General features: G+C 51.3%; 12 protein-coding genes and 1 pseudogene. 8 read left to right on the forward strand and 5 right to left on the reverse strand.

The genetic code is table 11. The features are described from left to right. Window positions 1-408: 408 nt before the first annotated feature. On the forward strand, window positions 409-2157 hold the full coding sequence (locus tag POG22_RS02180) for an FAD-dependent oxidoreductase (protein ID WP_498903378.1): 1749 nt from the start codon (window positions 409-411) through the stop codon (window positions 2155-2157). 106 nt (window positions 2158-2263) lie between these two features. Continuing rightward, window positions 2264-2500: a heterocyst-inhibiting protein PatX gene (gene patX / locus POG22_RS02185; RefSeq protein WP_017662859.1), complete on the forward strand. Its 237-nt coding sequence runs from the start codon at window positions 2264-2266 to the stop codon at window positions 2498-2500. A 239-nt stretch (window positions 2501-2739) separates the two neighbouring features. Here patX and POG22_RS02190 read toward each other — a convergent pair whose 3' ends face one another. The 3 genes from POG22_RS02190 to POG22_RS02200 all read right to left on the reverse strand — a co-directional run bounded on the left by POG22_RS02190 (window position 2740) and on the right by POG22_RS02200 (window position 5378). After that, complete coding sequence (locus tag POG22_RS02190; protein WP_498903380.1) at window positions 2740-4128, reverse strand: amidohydrolase family protein; 1389 nt, start codon at window positions 4126-4128, stop codon at window positions 2740-2742. 319 nt (window positions 4129-4447) lie between these two features. After that, window positions 4448-4747 carry a DUF962 domain-containing protein gene (locus tag POG22_RS02195; protein WP_026097913.1) on the reverse strand — a complete coding sequence of 100 codons (300 nt, stop codon included), beginning with the start codon at window positions 4745-4747 and terminating at the stop codon, window positions 4448-4450. Between the two features lie 145 nt (window positions 4748-4892). Beyond that, window positions 4893-5378, reverse strand: a complete 486-nt coding sequence (locus POG22_RS02200) for a sterol desaturase family protein (RefSeq protein WP_017662856.1) — start codon at window positions 5376-5378, stop codon at window positions 4893-4895. A gap of 1266 nt (window positions 5379-6644) precedes the next feature. On the opposite strand from POG22_RS02200, the gene POG22_RS02205 reads away from it, so the two are divergent. Further along, the gene (locus POG22_RS02205) at window positions 6645-9065 is read left to right on the forward strand and encodes a sucrose synthase (protein WP_498903383.1); all 2421 of its coding nucleotides are present in this window, start codon (window positions 6645-6647) and stop codon (window positions 9063-9065) included. A gap of 55 nt (window positions 9066-9120) precedes the next feature. Here the strand turns inward: POG22_RS02205 and POG22_RS02210 are convergent, their stop codons facing one another. Beyond that, window positions 9121-9282 (reverse strand): hypothetical protein, encoded by a 162-nt coding sequence (locus POG22_RS02210; protein ID WP_498903384.1) that lies wholly within the window; start codon window positions 9280-9282, stop codon window positions 9121-9123. Window positions 9283-9357: 75 nt separating this feature from the next. Between POG22_RS02210 and POG22_RS02215 the strand changes: the two genes are divergently transcribed. Further along, a complete protein-coding gene (locus POG22_RS02215) occupies window positions 9358-9861 on the forward strand; it encodes a lysozyme inhibitor LprI family protein (protein ID WP_498903385.1) in 504 nt (167 codons plus the stop codon). 243 nt (window positions 9862-10104) lie between these two features. On the opposite strand, the gene crtH is transcribed toward POG22_RS02215, so the two are convergent. Beyond that, window positions 10105-11616 (reverse strand): carotenoid isomerase, encoded by a 1512-nt coding sequence (gene crtH, locus POG22_RS02220; protein WP_017663020.1) that lies wholly within the window; start codon window positions 11614-11616, stop codon window positions 10105-10107. Window positions 11617-12321: 705 nt separating this feature from the next. On the opposite strand from crtH, the gene POG22_RS02225 reads away from it, so the two are divergent. The 4 genes and pseudogenes from POG22_RS02225 to POG22_RS02240 all read left to right on the forward strand — a co-directional run. Next, window positions 12322-13890, forward strand: a complete 1569-nt coding sequence (locus POG22_RS02225) for an FAD-dependent oxidoreductase (protein WP_498903386.1) — start codon at window positions 12322-12324, stop codon at window positions 13888-13890. Window positions 13891-14267: 377 nt separating this feature from the next. Beyond that, window positions 14268-15884, forward strand: a complete 1617-nt coding sequence (locus POG22_RS02230; RefSeq protein ID WP_498903387.1) for an ankyrin repeat domain-containing protein — start codon at window positions 14268-14270, stop codon at window positions 15882-15884. A gap of 30 nt (window positions 15885-15914) precedes the next feature. Next, on the forward strand, window positions 15915-17972 hold the full coding sequence (locus tag POG22_RS02235; protein ID WP_498903389.1) for an ankyrin repeat domain-containing protein: 2058 nt from the start codon (window positions 15915-15917) through the stop codon (window positions 17970-17972). A gap of 388 nt (window positions 17973-18360) precedes the next feature. Beyond that, window positions 18361-18849 (forward strand): annotated as a pseudogene (locus POG22_RS02240) (IS110 family transposase); the annotation flags it as partial. Window positions 18850-18943: the final 94 nt, after the last annotated feature.

Here is an 18943-nt window from a genome sequence, read left to right on the forward strand (position 1 = left end):
TCCGGCGCTCGCACTTGGGAGATTTTAGCTTCCTTGGCGGCTACGGCTGCCCAATCTGACGACTCCTTTATTGACCTCGTTGCCCAGGCCATGCCTTGGCAGGCTTCGACCTGAGTGAGCATCGCTAAACAGATACCATCTCCAAGATGCCGGGGATCTTATACGGGAAATGCTAATCGGGAATTTTGCCACCCAAAACTGATGTTTTTGCAAAACTGAGATGCACCCCTTTTTGAAACCTAGCTTATCAAAAACGGATTCTGTATCATTTATTATTTTTAAAAAAAATCAAAAAAAGGTTAACAAAAAATAGTCGATCGTGCGTCCTTTTGTAACTTTACATTTACGATTATACTTTTACAATCAATACAAAATACTTCGGTATTCAAACTCTCACTCTTTCTTACTATGTCACCCTCAGACTACTACAACGTAGACGTTCTCGTGGTCGGCGGAGGTACGGGCGGAACGGCCGCCGCCATTCAGGCCGCCCGACGCGGTGCGAACACGCTCCTGGTTAGCGATCGCTCTTGGATAGGCGGAATGCTGACCGCAGCAGGCGTTTGCGCCCCGGACGGCAACGAACTGCACGCCTTTCAAACCGGATTGTGGGGAGCGTTTTTACGGGAACTTCGCCAGCGGCAACCGGGCGGACTCGATAACGCCTGGGTGAGTTTCTTTACCTTCGACCCTCGCATCGGCGAACGTATTTTTCAAGATTGGGTGAAGAAACTACCGAACTTGCATTGGATTTCCGGACGCGTTCCCCAAGAAGTCCGACGAGAGGGCGATCGCGTTTTTGGCGTGCGGTTTGAAGATTTCAGCGTCGAAGCCAAAATCGTCCTCGACGGCACCGAACTCGGCGATCTCCTCGAACTTGGCGAAATCCCGTATCGTTGGGGATGGGAAACCCGAGCGGAATTCAACGAACCGAGCGCCCCAGAAACCCTCGACGAACAGTTTCAACGATATCCCGTCCAAGCGATAACTTGGGTCGCGATTTTACAAGATTTCGGAAAAGGCAATACCGCCCCCGAAATTCACGCGCCCCCCCTCGATACCCCCGATCGCTTCGTCGGTGCGTGGACGGACTACGGCGTCAAAAAATTTCTTCGGTACGGACGGTTGCCCGGAAAACGTTTTATGCTCAACTGGCCCCATCGCGGCAACGATTACGGCGAGGGGTTAAATCGCTTGGTGGAGTCCACCGAGGCGAGAGCGGCCTGTTTGCAAGAGGCGAAATGGCGATCGCAAAGTTTCGCGCGGTTCTTACAACGGCAACTCGGACGGCGATATGGCTGCGCGGGAGGCATTTTCCCCCACGAGGAATCGGGGCTGGCACTCTATCCCTATTTCCGAGAAAGTCGCCGCCTAGTGGGAGCCGTAACGGTACGGGAACAGGACGTATTGCCCATGCCGGGGGGAACGGTCGCCCCCCTACCCCTGTGGGACGATACCGTGGAATCCGTGGCGGTGGGTAACTATGCCAACGACCATCACTATACCGATCGGACGTTTCCCGTGGTCTCGAAAACCCTGCGTTGGGGCGGACGGGTGACGGGAACGCCGTTTTCGCTCCCCTATCGCTGTTTGATTCCGGCAGAGATCGACGGACTGTTAGCCTGCGAGAAGAATATTTCCGTATCTCATATTGCCAACGGTTGCACGCGCTTACAGCCGGTTGTCATGGGTATCGGACAGGCGGCGGGAATGGCGGCAGCCCTCTGCATCGAACGGGACTGCCAGCCGAGGGAACTGCCGGTACGAGCGTTGCAAGAGGCGTTGTTGGACGATGCAGCGGCGGCGGCGTCGGTGGTTCCGCTGTTCGATAGTCTTCCCGATCGCCCGGATTGGCGACATTGGCAAGAATACTATCTCGATCGCCCGGATACGTACCCCCTCAACGGGCGATCGCCCAACGCTCCGACATCGGCACCGATTCCCAAGGACGGACACGCTTTTTCGGGAGAGTTTCGCTGTCACGGAACCCAAGATTACGAACTGATAACACCAGACGGCTCTTGGCGGGTGGTGACGTTACACCCGACGATCGACCGTACGTTGCAAACCTATCCCGACCGACGACCGATTTCGGGATGGGGACGGTTCAACGTTGCTGGGAATTGGTTGCTCGTCGAATCGATTGCCGATCGCTGACGGGGCGATGTCCATAAAAATTCTAACCGGTCGCTTCAGATCGTCCTGACGCCATATTCGGAGACCTGTAACAGGGAACAGAACACCTGAAACAGATTCTCCAAATATGCGTATTTCTCTTTTACTTTCTGCGCTTCTACTCGGTTTTGTTTGGAATTCTGCCCAACCTCAAAGCCGTCTGTCTGAAGAGACGGTCAGCCGTGCCTTCCTCTCGGCACAAACCGAACAGAAAGACGATCTCGCACCGCATCGGGGAAGTGGCCGTCGTCGCTTGCGCGAAGACGTTCCTAGCTCGATCTTGGGAGAATCTCTGTTCCGGGTTGACGATCGCCAACAAGTTTGAGAAGTGGGTGACAGTTGATGGCGATCGCGAATGTCGAGATTCACGATTCGAGACGCACTATTGGGGTGAACTACCGCATCGTAACTTGCACTGAATTCACGGTGACTTCAGTTGAATGAAAATACAGTAACAGCAGTCTTAAAAACGCACATAAGAACGATAGAACCCCAGTACGATCGCACTGGGGTTCTGTTTCGAGAATTAAAGGGTCTGGCTCGGTCGCGAGCAGTCCGTGACGTTTATACCGAAACGGTCGCTTCTGTGAAGTTGGGAATCGAGTTCCGCAGGCGATCGCCGTACAAATCGAGAGCGTTTCCAGCCAACAACCGCCCTAAGTGGTCGCGATCGTAGTCCGTCACAGTGGCAGCGTCTTTTACGCAATCGTGCAACACGCCGTCCCAATGTCCGTAATCACCGGAGAAGCAAGCGATACGTTTGCCGAGTTCGCCGAGTCCTTGCACCAAATAGGCCGGGCCGGGATCGTCGGATTCAAAGGTCACGTAAACCTGACCGCGCTCGAAATATTCCATCGGATCGCGGTGACGCAAGTTGTAATGTTCGTACAGGCTTTCGTCTTCGATTTTCTTGGGATCTTTATCCCGCGTCCACAACATATCGAAGAGGTTCTTCACCTGGCTGATAATGTTGACGCTGTTGTTGCCCCGTTCCTGTACCATCAGTTGAGTGACGTCCTTGAGCGACGGACGGTAGGGGTTTTTGGGGTCGAAGTCGCGAATGCGTTTTTCCCAATGTTCGTGGAAGGAGTGCGCCAAGTCGGGAACCCAACCGCAGCCACCTTCGACGAAGCCGACGCGCAGAGTGGGGAACTTTTCAAACGCACCGTCGAACACCATTCGCGCCATGGCCATTTGCTGCTGGTTGCGCTGGACGAAAATGTGGTTGAGAACGAAGGTTTCCATGTGGTCGGCGATGCCTCCGATCATGTCGGAACCGGGACCGCCGTGCAAGCCGAGGGCGATGTCTAAGTCAACGGCGGCTTGCAGGATGGGGTAGAAATCCGGGTGGCTGATATGTTTGCAGGAGCGGATTTCGGGGAACGCGTTCGGAGCCGCCGGGTGGGGAATCGGCATATTGGGGGAGGTGGCGACGCCTACCATTCCCAGTTCGTTAACGCAGCGGTGCATTTCTTTGACCGCTTCTTCGACGTCTTGTAGGGGAACGACGCCGATGGGTTTGAGGCGATCGCTCCAAGGACGGCAATCGTCGGCCATGTAATTGTTATAAGCTTTACACAGCGCGACGGCCAGGTCTTTGTCGAAGATACTGGAGAAGGTCAGGTTGAAGGTTCCGTAGATGACGTGAATGTCGATCCCTTCTTTATCCATGTCTTCGATGCGGCGAGAGTTGAACATCGCACCGAGGGTGGTGTCGGGGTGCAGGTTGCGGAAGCCCCCTTTCCCGAAACCTTGGGGTTTGGGGAAAATGCGAACGAAATCGGGTTTTCCGGTTTCCGGGTTGGTGTCTACCACTTTTGCCCGTTGGTCGCCGAGGCTATCGACAATCATACCGATGCGATCGCGGTATTCCGGCTCGACGTAATCGCGCAAGATGAGCGGGTTTTCGACTTTGTGCGCGTCGGCGTCAATGACTAACAATCCGTCGTACATGAATGATTCCTTGGTATGGGATGAAAGATTTAAAATGAATCCGAAAAAATCGCTGTCTTTGCCAAATTGAGGACTTTTCAAAGAAAGCTGCCTCTGAAGATAACGAATTTTTCACGCGAGAACAAGTTGGATTTGTCGAATTCTCAATTTGAGGTTGTGTTTCCTTCAAACGAGAAGGTTTCGATCGCAAATTTGCGACCGAACGGGCGATCGGAAGAGGTGTTTGAGTCTGAAATCTAACTTAAACGGTATGGCGATCGCCGATTTTTTTTTAGAGTTGAATTTGGATTTCGCGTCGAAGTTAGCTGAGATTTCGAGACTAAGATTTTGCTAAAATTTGACGCAGTCCGAACCAGTTTTCAAACGACCATGCAAACGACGCTAAAATCGTAATGCCAGGATATTTAAAAAAGGCAGGTTTGTTTTTTTCAAACACTGCGTGTCCGCCCCAAGCGAAAATTTGGCTGAGAACCAAGCAAAACACGCTAATTTTCCAATTGGAAAATAACATCACGATAGCCGTAATCGCCAAAATATTCGTGGTGTGATGTAATGCTTGGTTGATTGGATGTTGGTGAGAGGCGATGAAGTGTTCCTTCGCGTCTTGAAACAGGCTCATCGGTGAATACTCCTTGACAGCAAACCGTCCAGTTTCCTGACAAGATAGCATCGATTTGACCCTTCATCGCCAGATCGATCGTAAATTTCTAAATTCGGAGATCTAAAGTAGGAGACGATCGAGAATCTGTCACACTCGAGAAACGTTACCACCAACGAAGCTGTAAGTAACTCCCTTGAGGCTGGTTGTGTTCCTCTTCTGCGAAGCAGTCTACTTTTTTATACGTCCCGAAAACGTAATCCCACCAATCGACAGCTAATCCAAAATTATGCTCCCACATCTGATATTTGTGGTGAGCGTAGTGAACGGGCATGGACATCCAAAAGCATTTTTTGGGATTTTCGTGTTGGAGTTGGTGGGCGTAGGCTGAAAACGCGGCGTAAACCAGCGCACCGACGAACCAACCCGTCCCGACTTCTACGGAAATCAGGAACGGCGCGAGCATGGCGATAAAGCTGCCTTTGACGTAATCGCGAAATTCCCAAATTACGCCTTGTCCTTCGTTACGGCGATGGTGGTCGCGGTGTCGCTCTCCGAATTTCGCCCACTTGTGCATGAAGCGATGCACCCAATACTCGACAAAACTCGAAAAGATAAATGCAACGAGACCAACGGCGATCGCAATCCACATAGACGGATACTCCCCCACAAATTCGTTGATGGTTATTTAACCACTTATACTGAATCGATCGTCTCAGAATGTCAACTGAAACGCTCCGTTTTCGCTATTGTAGCGATTCTGTCTTTGGTTGAAGGAGGGGGACAAGCGGACAAGGAGTCGGTGCGTGACGAGTCGGCCGGCTTCGCGCCAAATTTCTCGTGTCTTTAGGTCACGCACCCTTGTCTGTTGACGGTGTACATTGTCGGTGTGCCTCTTTCAGGGAAGAGGGGAGAGGGAAGAGTGAAGAGTTAAAAAACGGATTTGGTTGAAAGGGGTCATCGGGTCAGCCTCGTTGACCCCCTACCATCAAAGGCTATGCCACTAGCCAATTGAGTCGTACCAAAAACGACCGAACTGACGCCAAACTTATTGCTCAGTTTTGCCAAGCGCTCAAGCCCGCAGTTTGGGAACCTTCGAGTGAGTAAGTTCAGACCCTGCCAACTTACACTCGCCGTTTGCAGGCTCTCGAAGGCATAATAGCCCAGGAAAGAAATCCGTTTCCGATAAGCTAGGTTCAAGAAGTCTTCACCACATCCCCCCCCTTAGCCCCTCAAAGAAGAGGGGGGTTGGGGGGATAGAGAGACTTGTCAGGTCGGGCAAAACCAGTATTTTAGATGCGGATTCCGTATTAAAGGGTTGCCCGCAAAATCCCAGATCGGTAAATGGCTGCCGGAGATCCCCGGCATCTCCAAGATTCTGGGGATCTGGTTCGAACCCAAACACATATTTTGTGTATTTTGTCAATCCCCGATCTCGAAAAGTTTTCTGCACCACTGAGCTAACTTTGCATTTCTTTAACAATTTCTAATAAGACTTCACAAATTATTAACACACCAATATCGATCGCCACCGAAAAAATTCGGTAAGGTTAAACATAGGTGCGTTTGTCTACTGTATCGTCGTGTCTGCTTGAAAAAACACCAGTTCGCAAGTCGATCTGACGGGAAAACGCGAACAATTGGGAAACTTTTGTCCCAATCGGACTGCTGCTTAAATCCTAGCGCGTCAAGTTGCACTGCGATCGCCCGCACGGGCAACCCACGTCCTCTAGCAGCTCGCTTCACCGATCCCGACACCGATCGTTTCGCTGTCCGCGCGATCGCCACATCCAAGACGAAACGTGATTTTTGGGGTTTCTAGCATCACTGAAACCCTCTCAGGCGATCTTCTGAAATTCAGTCGAACGCCCGAGTCTTTCTCTCCTACTCATCTCATTTGCGATTAGGGAATTCATCCATGTCTTATTTTATTGACGCCGTTCTCAAGAGTGACGAAAAAATCGAACTTCGCCAATTTCTCCACGAACTGAGAGCCAAAGACCAGCGTTACTTACTGCGTAACGACATCGAACGCGCCTTTACCGAGTACTGTGAAGATCACGAAAAATCCGAAGCGTTCCAGCACGTCTCGAACCTCGGAAAACTGATCTTCTACACCCAAGAAATCATTGTCGAGGACGAAAGTGTCTGCGCGATCGTGCGTCCGAAAATTGCCTATCAAGAAGCCTTTCGGATTCACGAAGACTTCACCTACGACAAAATGACGGTGCAAGACCTTCTCGACACGCGCGATCGCTTCGTCGATCGCTACAAGCCCCAAGAAGGAGACGTTTTCGAGATCGACTTCGAGCCGTTTTACGACTATTCCCCCACTATCCGCGACCCAAAAAACATCGGAAAAGGGGTGCAGTTTCTCAACCGCTACCTTTCGAGCAAACTGTTCCAAGCCCCGCGACAGTGGAAAGAAACCCTGTTTCAGTTTCTCAGCCTCCATTCCTACAACGGCTTGAAACTGATGATCAACCCCCGAATCGGGAGCTGGGAGCAACTGAGCGATCGCGTCAAACAGGCGATCGGCTTCGTCAGCCAACGCCCTGAAAACGACCCCTACGAAAACTTCCGCTTCGACCTCCAAGACATGGGATTCGAGCCGGGATGGGGAAATACCGCCCACCGCGTTCGCGAAACCCTCGAAATCCTCGACGAACTGATCGACTCTCCCGACGACAGCGTTCTCGAAGGCTTCCTCTCGCGGATTCCCATGATTTTTCGGATCGTCTTGGTGTCCGTTCACGGCTGGTTCGGTCAAGAAGGCGTCCTCGGTCGTCCTGACACCGGCGGTCAAGTGGTCTACGTCCTCGACCAAGCTCGCAGTCTCGAAAAACAACTGCAAACCGAACTCCAACAAGCCGGTTTGGACGTACTCGGCGTTCACCCCAAAGTGATCGTCTTGAGCCGGTTGATTCCCAACGCCGACGGAACCCGCTGCAACGAACGGCTCGAAAAAATCTGGGGAACCGACGACGCCTGGATTTTGCGCGTTCCCTTCCGCAAATTCAACCCCAACGTCACAGACAACTGGATTTCTCGCTTCGAGATCTGGCCGTATCTAGAAACCTACGCCATCGACGCCGAAAAAGAACTGTTAGTGGAGTTTAAAGAAAAACCCGATCTGATCGTCGGGAACTACTCCGACGGAAACATCGTGGCGTTTTTACTGTCCCGCCGCTTGAACGTGACCCAGTTCAACGTGGCTCACGCCTTGGAAAAATCCAAATATCTGTTTAGTAACTTGTACTGGCAGGATTTGGAAAACCAATATCATTTCTCGCTGCAATTCATCACCGATTTAATTTCGATGAACGCAGCCAACTGCATTATCAGCAGCACTTACCAAGAAATCGTCGGACGCACCGATAGCGTGGGTCAGTACGAATCGTACCACTGCTTTACGATGCCGGACTTGTACCACGTGGTGACGGGTATCGAACTGTTCAGTCCGAAGTTTAACGTCGTGCCGCCGGGAGTCAACGAAAACATTTATTTCCCCTACACCCGTCAAGAACAGCGGGTTCCCGACGACGCCGAACGGCTCGAAGAGTTGCTGTTTACCCTCGACGACCCCTCCCAGGTGTACGGGAAATTAGACGACCCGAGCAAACGGCCGCTGTTTTCAATGGCTCGACTCGATCGCATCAAGAATTTGACGGGACTTGCTGAATGCTTCGGACAGAGCAAAGAACTCCAAAAACACTGCAACTTGATTTTGGTCGCGGGGAAACTGCGGGAAGACGAATCGAACGATCCCGAAGAAATCAGCGAAATGCGGAAGCTCTACGAAATTATCGATCGCTACGAGCTACACGGAAAGTTTCGCTGGTTGGGGGTGCGTCTACCCAAAACCGACTCCGGGGAAGTGTACCGCGTCATCGCCGACCGTCGCGGCGTGTTCGTCCAACCGGCGTTGTTCGAGGCGTTCGGTTTGACGATTCTCGAAGCAATGATTTCGGGAATTCCCACCTTCGGGACGCAGTTCGGGGGACCGCTCGAAATTATTCAAGACCGGGTCAACGGTTTCTACATCAACCCGACGAACCTCGAAGAAACGGCGCAGAAGCTGATCGATTTCGTCACCAAATGCGAACAAAACCCCGATTACTGGCTGGAGATTTCTCGTAAAGGGATCGATCGCGTGTACACCACCTACACCTGGAAGATTCACACGACGCGGCTGTTGTCGATGGCGAAAACCTTTGGATTCTGGAACTACTCCTCCAAGGAAAATCGCGAAGATATGATGCGTTATATCGAGGCGTTGTTTTATTTAATCTACAAGCCTCGGGCGCAGGCACTGCTCGAAGACCATATGCAGCGGTAACACCATCTGAGTTCAGAGACTCGGTGTCTGGCGAAATATCGGGTTTCTCAGTCGTTTACCGCCAGCGATTGGGAGACCCGCACACCAAGCTCACGACGGACATCATCGTTCCGGGGCCTTCACGGCGATCGGCTCGAGCGGGTATGGCATCGCCCCACTGGCCGTTCGTGATGTTGCGAACCGTTACGTTGTCGTATCGAGCGATCGCTCGACTCAAAAACCGCCGATCCGGAACCGCGCGATCGCCCCTCGTAGGATCTCTTCAGTCCCCAACGCCACACGAACGAACTTCATGTCGCACTTGCCACGCTTTGCTTATCTTGCCCTCGGGTTAGCACTACTGGCCGCCGGATGCCAAAAAACTGCAACACCCGATAGGACTGGCCATCGATCGCCTTCAAGTGCGATCGCGTCAGCAGTGCATAGCCCCATCGCCCACGCCTCGACGAGCGATCGCGACCACTCCACCGCCACCAACGAAACACCTGCGATCGATTGCAGCAGTCCCCAAACCACCATTGAAATCAACGAATGTGCGGCGCGAGACTACCACAACGCAGACGATCGCCTAAACCGAACCTACGACGAACTCATGGCCGCCCTCAACGACAGCAACCGGGAAAAACTCATCGACGCACAACTGACGTGGTTGAAATTCCGCGATGCCAACTGCCAATGGGAAGCCTTCCGCTACGACGGCGGAACCCTTCAAACCTCCATTCGCCTCAACTGTCTCGAACGCCTCACCCAGCAGCGAATTCAGGATTTGGAGAATTACCGGGACGCAGCCAGGTGAGGAGATGACGAGCAGTGTTTCAGTCACCAGTCACCAGTCCGTAGGGTGCGTGACTTGAAAAATAGGGTGTCGAACTTGAAACCGAGAAATCGTCACGCACCGACAGTGTAAACCCCCAACATACAAGGGTGCGTGACTTGAAAAATAGGGTGTAAATCGTGAGACCGATCGCTCGTCACGCACCGCCCCTGTAGCCGAAGTCAGGTCAATACTTCTCCCTGGCTCCCCCTCTCCCCGGCTCCACTAAATCCCCAAATCCACGGCGATACGGTGGGCGCAGGCGAAACCAGAAAAAGCGACAGCGTTCAATCCCTGACCGGGAAACGTGCTGTCGCCGACGCAATATAAGCCAGGAACGGCGGTTCGGTTAAACGGCATTCCCAACAGTCCCCACAACTTACGTTGGGGAATCGGGCCGTAAGTACCGTCGTCGCGGCCTAAAAAGCGGCGGTGAGTGCGTGGCGTTCCCACTTCGAGATAATCCAATCCCGCGTCTAAACCCGGAAAAATCCGTTCGAGGCGATCGACGAACTGCCAAGCGGCCGCTTCTTTTTGCCGTTCGTACTCTGTCGGGGACAGGTTTTGCCAGCGATCGATCCGATCGGGGGTAAAGGCATGAATAATGTGATAGCCTTCCGGGGCGAGGTCGGGATCGAGTAACGTCGGAATCGACACGAACAGCGTTCCTTCGGCGTCTTCCATTTTCGCCCAGTCTTCAACGACGATATGGTGACAGTCTGTCCCCGGCGGTAACGTGTCCGCTTCGACCCCCATGTGCAAACTCAGGAAACTGGGAGATTTACAATAGCGTTGCTGCCACTTCTCTTCGGCTAAGGGCATTTCCGCCTCGGGCAACAGTTTCTCGAAGGTATCCCAGCGGGTAGCGTTGGAAACGACCCGCTTGGCGTAGAATTCTTCTCCCGAAGCCAGTTTGACGCCGATCGCCCGATCGCCCTCTTTGAGAATTTCGGTCACTCGAGCTTGATAGCGGATGTGACTCCCCGCTTTTTCCAACCCTTCAACGAGTTTTTGGGCGATTTGTCCGACGCCGCCTTTCGGGTAGTTGATGCCACCGTAATGGCGATCGCTAAACACCATTCCAGCGTTGATGGCAGGGGTCTTGTCGGCCGGAACCACCGACCAACAGTAGCATTCTATATCGATAAACTTCAGAAGTTCGGGATCTTTAATGTAGCGTCGGGCGATGTCACCAGCGTTTTGTGGTAGGTATTTCACCAATCCCAAACAAGCCAGCGGGTGCTCGAAGAAAACCCTTGTCAGGTAGCGAGGTTCTTCCAACGAAAGGAGTTCCATGCTGTTGAGACAGTTAAACACCTTCCAGCATTCGTCGTAAAACTTGCCAATTCCAGTGCGTTCGTGGGGGAATTTGGCGCTGAGTTCCTCGATAAAGGCATTGTAGTCGCGATGGACTTTGACCTCGAGGTCGTTGGGAAGGTGGTAGTGAATTTGAACCGGGTCGGGAATCGTTTCGAGACTGACGTTTACGGCATCGAGAGCGCGAGTGAGGAGGTTTGTCGTGCCTCGATCGCCGAAGCCAAAGATCATCGACGCCCCGACATCGAAGCGATAGCCCGATCGCTCGAAATACCCTGCACTGCCGCCGGGAATCAGATAGCGTTCGAGAACGAGAACGGTTGCGCCTTTACTGGCGAGTTGGGTGGCAGTGACGAGACCGCCAATTCCTGAACCGATGACGATAACATCGTAGTCGGTTTGCGCCGCAGTTGCAGTCATATTGGATGTTGTTAAATATGTTTTCTCAACTTCTTACTGTACTGTATCGGATTTAAAGCGCGATCGCGATCGCCTGCGAGTTTCCTTGGATTGCTAATCCGAACGGTCGATTCGATCCTTTGCGTGTTTTTTACGATCGGAATCCCCCTAAAAATACTGAGGAGAGTTATGAAATTTTTCGGATTTTAAAAAACAAACTAAAAATTCAAAAAAAACTCATAAAAAATAAATTGTCTTGCGATAAAAAACGAACATTTGGGGTACAATAAAAAATGTAAGGATCGAGAACGACCCAGATTCTCCCTCCTCTTTTACAACACGATGGATCGACCCAAGACGCTATTGAATAACAGTGTAGCGTCAAACTGTAAACGTACCCGAAATTGCAAAAAAACAACATAAAACTGTAGGAGATCGAACGATCGCGCCCAGAGCTTTAAACGATAGTTCGATCGCTCCCCGACAGTTTCACCCAGGATATCTCGCATCTTGAATATCGATCGAGGTCGAGCAATGCGCTCGAAACTGAGCCGTGCGTTCGTCTCGTCGGTCTCAAGCGATCGGGTTCGTTTGTCGTAATCGGTTGAATGCTAACCCCATTCAGCCGATTTTTTTTTGGCGATCGCAGCAAGCCGAACGTTGACAGTCTCGTTATCTTAGAAGAAAACCCAAGCTGTTGTACCTCCTCGATCGTCAGGTTCGTTCATGTCTGCGACTCAAAACCTCCTCAACCAAATACCTGGGAACCCTTCAAAAGGCTTAGCATCCGCCGATCGCCTGTGGCGAAACCTCCGCGACAACGATCGACCCGTTCCCAGTGTCGTGCGCCAAAATTCCCAACCTCTCGGAGAAACCGATTGGGATGTCGTTATCTGCGGGGGAACCCTGGGAATTCTCCTGGGTGCGGCGTTAGCCAGACAAAATTGGCGCGTTGCGATCGTCGAACGAGGAATGCTCAAAGGCCGCGAACAGGAGTGGAACATCTCTCGCGACGAACTGCAAACCTTCGTCGAGATGGGATTGCTAACAGAGACAGAATTAGAACGGGCGATCGCCACCGAGTACAACCCCGGCCGCATCAGCTTTCGCGGCGGTTCCGACATCTGGGTTCGCGACGTTCTCAACATTGGCGTCGATCCCGTGTATCTCCTCGAAACCCTCAAACAGCGGTTTTTAAACGCGGGAGGAACCCTCCTCGAAAACACGGCGTTTGAAGAAGCGATCGTACATCCCGACGGCGTGCGCGTCAACGTCGACGACAGCAAAACCCCAGACAGCGGACTCACCACTCGTCTGCTCATCGATGCGATGGGTCATTTTTCCCCCGTTTCCCGACAAGTGCGAGGACAACAGAAACCCGACGCCGTTTGTTTGGTGGTGGGAACTTGCGCTGAGGGCTACCCTAAAAACGAAACTGGCGATTTGTTCGTTTCCTTCACGCCGATTTTGCATCAATGTCAGTATTTTTGGGAAGCCTTTCCCGCCAAAGACGGACGCACCACTTATCTGTTTACATATCTCGACGCCCACCGCGATCGCTTCAGCTTAGAGTTTTTCTTCAACGAGTACGTCCGACTGTTACCGGAGTACCAACAAATCGACCTCGAAGCCTTGAATTTCAAACGCGCCCTTTTCGGCTTTTTTCCCTCGTATCGCAAGAGTCCGTTACAGTCGCCGTGGAATCGGATTCTTCCCGTGGGAGACAGTAGCGGGAGTCAGTCTCCGCTGAGTTTTGGCGGATTTGGGGCGATGGTACGTCATTTAAAACGGTTGAGTGAAGGTGTGGGGGAAGCCTTGAACGCGGACTGTCTCGATCGCTCGGCGTTATCGTTACTTCAACCCTATCAACCGAATTTGTCGGTGACGTGGATGTTTCAGCAAACGATGAGTGTCGGCGTTAATGAAACCGTAACAGATCCCGATTCTATCGATCGCTTGTTGGCGTCCGTTTTCGATGCGATGCAAGACGCCGGAGATGAGGTGTTACGTCCGTTTTTAAAAGATGTGGTTCAGTTTGGAAGTTTGTCTCAGGCGTTGTTCCGAACTTCGATTTCTGCACCGCTGACGGTGACGAACATCGTTCCGAAGATTGGGATTTTTCCGTTGTTGGGATGGATGCGCCACTATTTGAATTTGGGGGCGTACAGTGCGCTGTCACCAATTGGAGAGGCGATCGCAGATTGGAGTAAAACGGCGTCTCCCCAACAACGATATTATCTGCATCAGTGGGCGCAAGCGTGGCAGTACGGTTCTGGGAGAGATTACGATCGCTAAACTCGACAGAAACGCGAAATTGGGGGGTTGGCGTTGCGGGAAACCACGATCGCTTCGGTACGTCAAAAGAGCGATCGCAGCGCAGTTGGAAAGTCACACCAAAATTAACTTACTGGACTGCGATGTTGTCGAGATCGATGGGTGCATCTCACTTTTGTAAAAATATGAGTTTGAGGTAGGTTGGACTTCGGCTTCGCTCAGTCTATAGATGGAGCGATCGCGAAACCTCACAACAGCTCAATTCAGTGCAGAGACTCTAATCTTATAAACTTATATTTTTGAAATGCACCCTATTTTTGAAATGCACCCTTTGAATGTCGATCGCCGTACTGTAATTTTAACAGTATAATAGATCGCAAGAATTTCTATGTTTAAAAATGAACGATTTAAGAAAAACTATAGAATCGCAAAACATCGATCGCCTTAAAACGTTAATCCAGCAGGGAATCGACCTCGACGAACCCTTGGAAGACGGCAACACCGCGTTAACTTTGGCGGCGCGACTGGGGAACAAACCGATGGTTCGCGCACTCGTGAAAGCCGGTGCAAACGTCAACCTCCGAACCGAGTCAGGGGAAACGGCGTTACGGTTAGCTGCAACAGCCGGTCATCGCGCGATTTGTGAATATCTCAACATCCTCAGCGAGCCGTCCGAACGCAATCGCGCTCGGGAAATCCTCGATCGCGTCGCTCCGCCAGAACCTTCGCCTCAAGAGAAAATTAACGCATTGGTGGCCGCTGCCAAAAACGGCGATCTCGAAACCGTGCGTTCCTTAATCGATCGCAACGTCAATATTGACGGAACCAGCACCGAAGTTATCAATAAAACTCAAACCGCGTTGTACGTCGCCGCCAGAGACGGTCATCTCGACATCGTTCGCCAACTCATCGAAGCTGGTGCGAATCTCAATTGTGTCGTCGAGCGAGACGATCGCTGGACTGGGGTAGAACGAAACTGTCCGAAATGTGAGACGGCGTTTACCTCTATTCAGAATTACGGGAAATGTCCGAATTGCGGTCACGAGTTTTATGCCAGTCTCGCCGATCGCGATCGCAATTCCCCAGAATCAAATATTTTTGAGAGTGCCATCGTTCGCGAACCCGAGCCGGGAATTCGCATCACAACAATTCCCCCCAAAGCCATACGAGAGCGTTCGTCTCCTCCGCGTCTCGAGGCAGTTTGGAGCCATTACACGCCGTTGATGGTTGCAGTTCGCACGCACCAGATAGAGATTGCACGACTGCTCGTCGAGGCGGGAGCGAGCCTAGATTCACCGAGTATGTACGAGCGATCGCCGCTGCACAACGCCGTTGAAACTGGACAACGGGAACTCGTCCGATGTTTCATCGAGGCGGGAGCCGTTCTCGATCGCTTTGAAGGATCGATGGCTGATGACAAAACGCCGCTGATGTTGGCGGTAGAACGGCGAGACTTGGAAACGATCGAACTTCTCCTCAATGGGGGAGCCAACCCCAACGCTAAAAGTCAGTTTGGCGATACTGCACTGACTCGAGCCGCTGAAATTGGCGATCGCGCGATCGTCGAGCGGTTACAAGCCGCAGGCGCAAGTCACGACGGATTAGATGTCATCGAACTTTGCATCGCCGCCGAACAGGGAGATCTCGATCGCCTGCAACGGTTGCTCGCCGCTGGAGTCGATCCCAACCGAGCTGATTTTCGCCGTCGCACAGCGTTAATTCGAGCAGCGTATAGCGGACAGGTGGAGGCGATGCGAGTGTTACTCGAGGCGGGTGCAGATGTCAATGGAAGCGATGGACTTCACACGCCTCTCGTCGCAGCTACCTACTACGGTCATACTGAGGCGGTGAAACTGCTCGTCGAAGCTGGAGCGGAGGTGAATGCTTCGAGTATTTTAGGCTCTCCGCTCTCGATCGCGCAGAATTATGCCTACGATGAAATCATCGAGCTGTTGTTAGCGGCTGGAGCGGTGGATGAGGAAGACGAGCCAGACTTTGGCGATGAGGACGAATAGCGAAATTGACTCAAATCGAAGGAGAGAACCATGTCGTTAATTGCAGCCGTAAAAGCGAAAAACGCCAACGAAGTCCGAAACGCGATCGCTCGTGGAGCGGATGTGAACGAGCGCGATCGCAACACGGGTTACACTCCCCTCAGCTTAGCCGCCGAGATGGGGTGTTTAGAAATCGTCCGAATTTTACTCGAAGCGGGTGCCACTTTAGATTCTGAAAACGACTCTCCCTTAAAAGAGGCTTGTTGGCACGGATATCTCGAAATTGTCCGAGAGATCGCTCAGTTTTATCCTTATTCAGAGGAGCGGAAAAAGATTTATGTCGATGCCCTCGTCGATGCCGCAATTTTGGGCCACGTTGAAATCGTTCGCTGTTTGGCGAATACTGGTGTGGATCTCAACGCAATCCTCGATCGCGATGGTATGGCATTACATTATGCAGTCGATCGAGGTCGAATCAATGTTGTACGTGCTTTGATTGACTTAGGTGTCGATATTAATATCGTCAATAACGAAGGAAAAACCCCCTTAGCGATCGTCTTAGATAGAACCCTGTTTGAATCACTTCAATTCTGGACAGATTTTATAAAATTGTTGATTGAGTTAGGAGCCGATGTGAACGCAGCTGATAACGACGGAGAAACGCCGTTAATGAAGGTTGCCAAACACAATCGAGAGGATCTTTGTCAAGAGTTCCTGCAAGCGGGAGCCGTTGTCAACGCTCGAGACAAGCAGGGAAGAACGGCTTTAATTGTTGCCAGTGAATCGGGAAGTAGTGCTGTTGCTAAGTGCCTCATCGAAGCGGGAGCTGATGTGAACGCAGCCGATCGCGCTGGAAATACAGCTTTGACTTACATTGAGTCAGACTTGCTCGAAACTCCCAAATCTGAAGACGAAGAAACTGACGAAGGGTTTTTCTGTAAAAGCGATCGCTTCCGTAACAAATTAGAGCAGCAAAAGAGAGCCAGACAACAACGGATTGCCAAATATTTACGCGAAGCCGGTGCGATCGATCGCCAGCGAGAACTGATGTTAGTTAAAGCGGCGAAAGACGGTAAATTAGGCGAAATCGAAGCACTCATCGATACGGGAACGCCAGTCGATCGCATCGTTCCTCAATACGGAACGGCACTTTTACAAGCGGTCAAGAACGGACATCGTGAAATTGTCGCAACGCTCCTCGAAGAAGGAGCCAATCCGAACATCGTCGGTGAAAATAGGTATCATGACATTCCTTTAATTGAAGCCGCAGAAAAGGGATTTATCGACATCGTGCGATTGTTACTCGATGCAGGGGCAAATCCTCACATGACTACTTCCGATAGTGAAGAAGAGTGGGAAGGAGAGACAGCCACCGATCGCGCTCAGATGAAAGGACATTGGGAGATCGTAAAACTGTTACGAGAAAAAGGCGGACAGCGACAAACTCGATTTCCAATTTCCGAGCAGCGAGGCTTAGTTTCTGACTGTTTGAACGATCGCCTCGTTCTCGTTAAGGGAGATGTCGAACAAGTCGCTGAAGCGTTGTGTCGAGTTCGCAATGCGACGGTTTGGGAACACGATGTCTTCGAGCAAGAAGTGGAACTGACAAACGAATGTTTTATTGTTTTTAAGTTTCACGGACATTCGTGGACGGTGATTCACGAAGAAGTGGTTTATTCTTGGAAAAACGGACTCAAAGATAAAGACGCTCGGGCGATTTCTCAGCAGCTTCAGACACAGGCGATCGAATATGGCGTCAGCGATACCGCTGGTGTAATTGGCTATAAATTGTACGATCGCGGAGAGTTATTAGAAGAATTTGAAGACTTCTGCGAGAACGATTTCTCCGATAAACAATCTAATCCCGAGCCAAATACGCTCTATGGAGATTCTTGGAAATTTTACTCAACGCGACGACAAATCGAGCCGAGCGACGTGCAGAAACCCTTTGATTTTGTTGATGAATTTTTTAAATCTCAAGACGCTTACGTTCCGGCGTGGGGAAGTCGTGGAGTGCATACTTGCGGAACCGGGAAACGCCGAAAACTAGCGGTTATCGGCATCGATCCGTGGGATATCCGTATGGATTACGTCGCCGTTCGAGATTAGGCGATCGCTTCTTGAAGATGGTAGATTGTTCTTGAAGATGATAGATTTTAGGTTGGTTTGACGTTAGGAAACCCAACGAAAAGTCCCCAAATTGATGGCTGTTGGGTTTCGTCCCCTCCCCCCCAACCTTGTATATTAAGAGATGTAGTAAACTGTCCCAACCGTGTAATTAGAAGATGTAGTAGACCGTCTCAACCTAGGTCGGAAAAGACCGCTGCGTAGCACGGGTCACTACAACAATCTTCTCGACCGAACTCGAACAGTCGTCAGGATCGAGGTAGCACGAAAGAAGTGTTAATATTATAGACCGCATCGGACAAGGATGAGTGAAATTGAGAAGATGCTGTTTTCTTGAATCATTCACTTAGGTAATTTAGGAGAACGATTCATGTCAAACCCCTCTCCGTGGATCGGAATTGATGTGAGTCAAGAAACCCTAGACATTTATATCCGTCCGTTGGAAAAAGCGGTAAAAGTCAAAAATACCGAGGTAGAAATCGCTCGTTTAGTTGAGTCTCTCCAAGAGTAGACAATTGAGCGCCTGGTGGTGGAAGTCACTAGAGATCTGGAAACGGAACTGGTCATTCAATTACAAGAAGCCAACTTGCCGGTTTCTTTAATTAACCCTCGGCAAGGAAGAGACTTTGCCAAAGCAACAGGTCGGTTAGCTAAAACCGACGCCATTGACGCTCAAACTTTGGCTCACTATGGCGAAGCCATGAAACCTAAAATCCTGGCTGCCAGTTCCCAAGAGTCTCGTCAACTGCGTGAATTAATGAGTCGCCGACGCCAACTCGTCGAGATGCAGACTGCCGAGAAGAATCGGCGAAGTCGCGATCGGGGAAAGGCTTTGGCAGATATTGAAGCACACCTTGACTCTCAGTGGTGCAGAAAACTTTTCGAGATCGGGGATTGACAAAAAACATAAAATCTAAATTGAGGTTCGGGCCAGATCCCCGGCATCTTGGAGA

The sequence above is a fragment of the Geitlerinema sp. CS-897 genome, from assembly GCF_028368005.1.
Classification (GTDB): domain Bacteria; phylum Cyanobacteriota; class Cyanobacteriia; order Cyanobacteriales; family Geitlerinemataceae; genus Baaleninema; species Baaleninema simplex.

Coding starts and splice junctions, on each gene's coding strand:
- POG22_RS02180 (WP_498903378.1), top strand. CDS start 409: ATGTCACCCTCAGACTACTACAACGTAGACGTTCTCGTGGTCGGCGGA.
- POG22_RS02230 (WP_498903387.1), top strand. CDS start 14,268: ATGAACGATTTAAGAAAAACTATAGAATCGCAAAACATCGATCGCCTT.
- POG22_RS02225 (WP_498903386.1), top strand. CDS start 12,322: ATGTCTGCGACTCAAAACCTCCTCAACCAAATACCTGGGAACCCTTCA.
- crtH (WP_017663020.1), bottom strand. CDS start 11,616: ATGACTGCAACTGCGGCGCAAACCGACTACGATGTTATCGTCATCGGT.
- patX (WP_017662859.1), top strand. CDS start 2,264: ATGCGTATTTCTCTTTTACTTTCTGCGCTTCTACTCGGTTTTGTTTGG.
- POG22_RS02195 (WP_026097913.1), bottom strand. CDS start 4,747: ATGAGCCTGTTTCAAGACGCGAAGGAACACTTCATCGCCTCTCACCAA.
- POG22_RS02235 (WP_498903389.1), top strand. CDS start 15,915: ATGTCGTTAATTGCAGCCGTAAAAGCGAAAAACGCCAACGAAGTCCGA.
- POG22_RS02205 (WP_498903383.1), top strand. CDS start 6,645: ATGTCTTATTTTATTGACGCCGTTCTCAAGAGTGACGAAAAAATCGAA.
- POG22_RS02215 (WP_498903385.1), top strand. CDS start 9,358: ATGTCGCACTTGCCACGCTTTGCTTATCTTGCCCTCGGGTTAGCACTA.
- POG22_RS02200 (WP_017662856.1), bottom strand. CDS start 5,378: ATGTGGATTGCGATCGCCGTTGGTCTCGTTGCATTTATCTTTTCGAGT.
- POG22_RS02190 (WP_498903380.1), bottom strand. CDS start 4,128: ATGTACGACGGATTGTTAGTCATTGACGCCGACGCGCACAAAGTCGAA.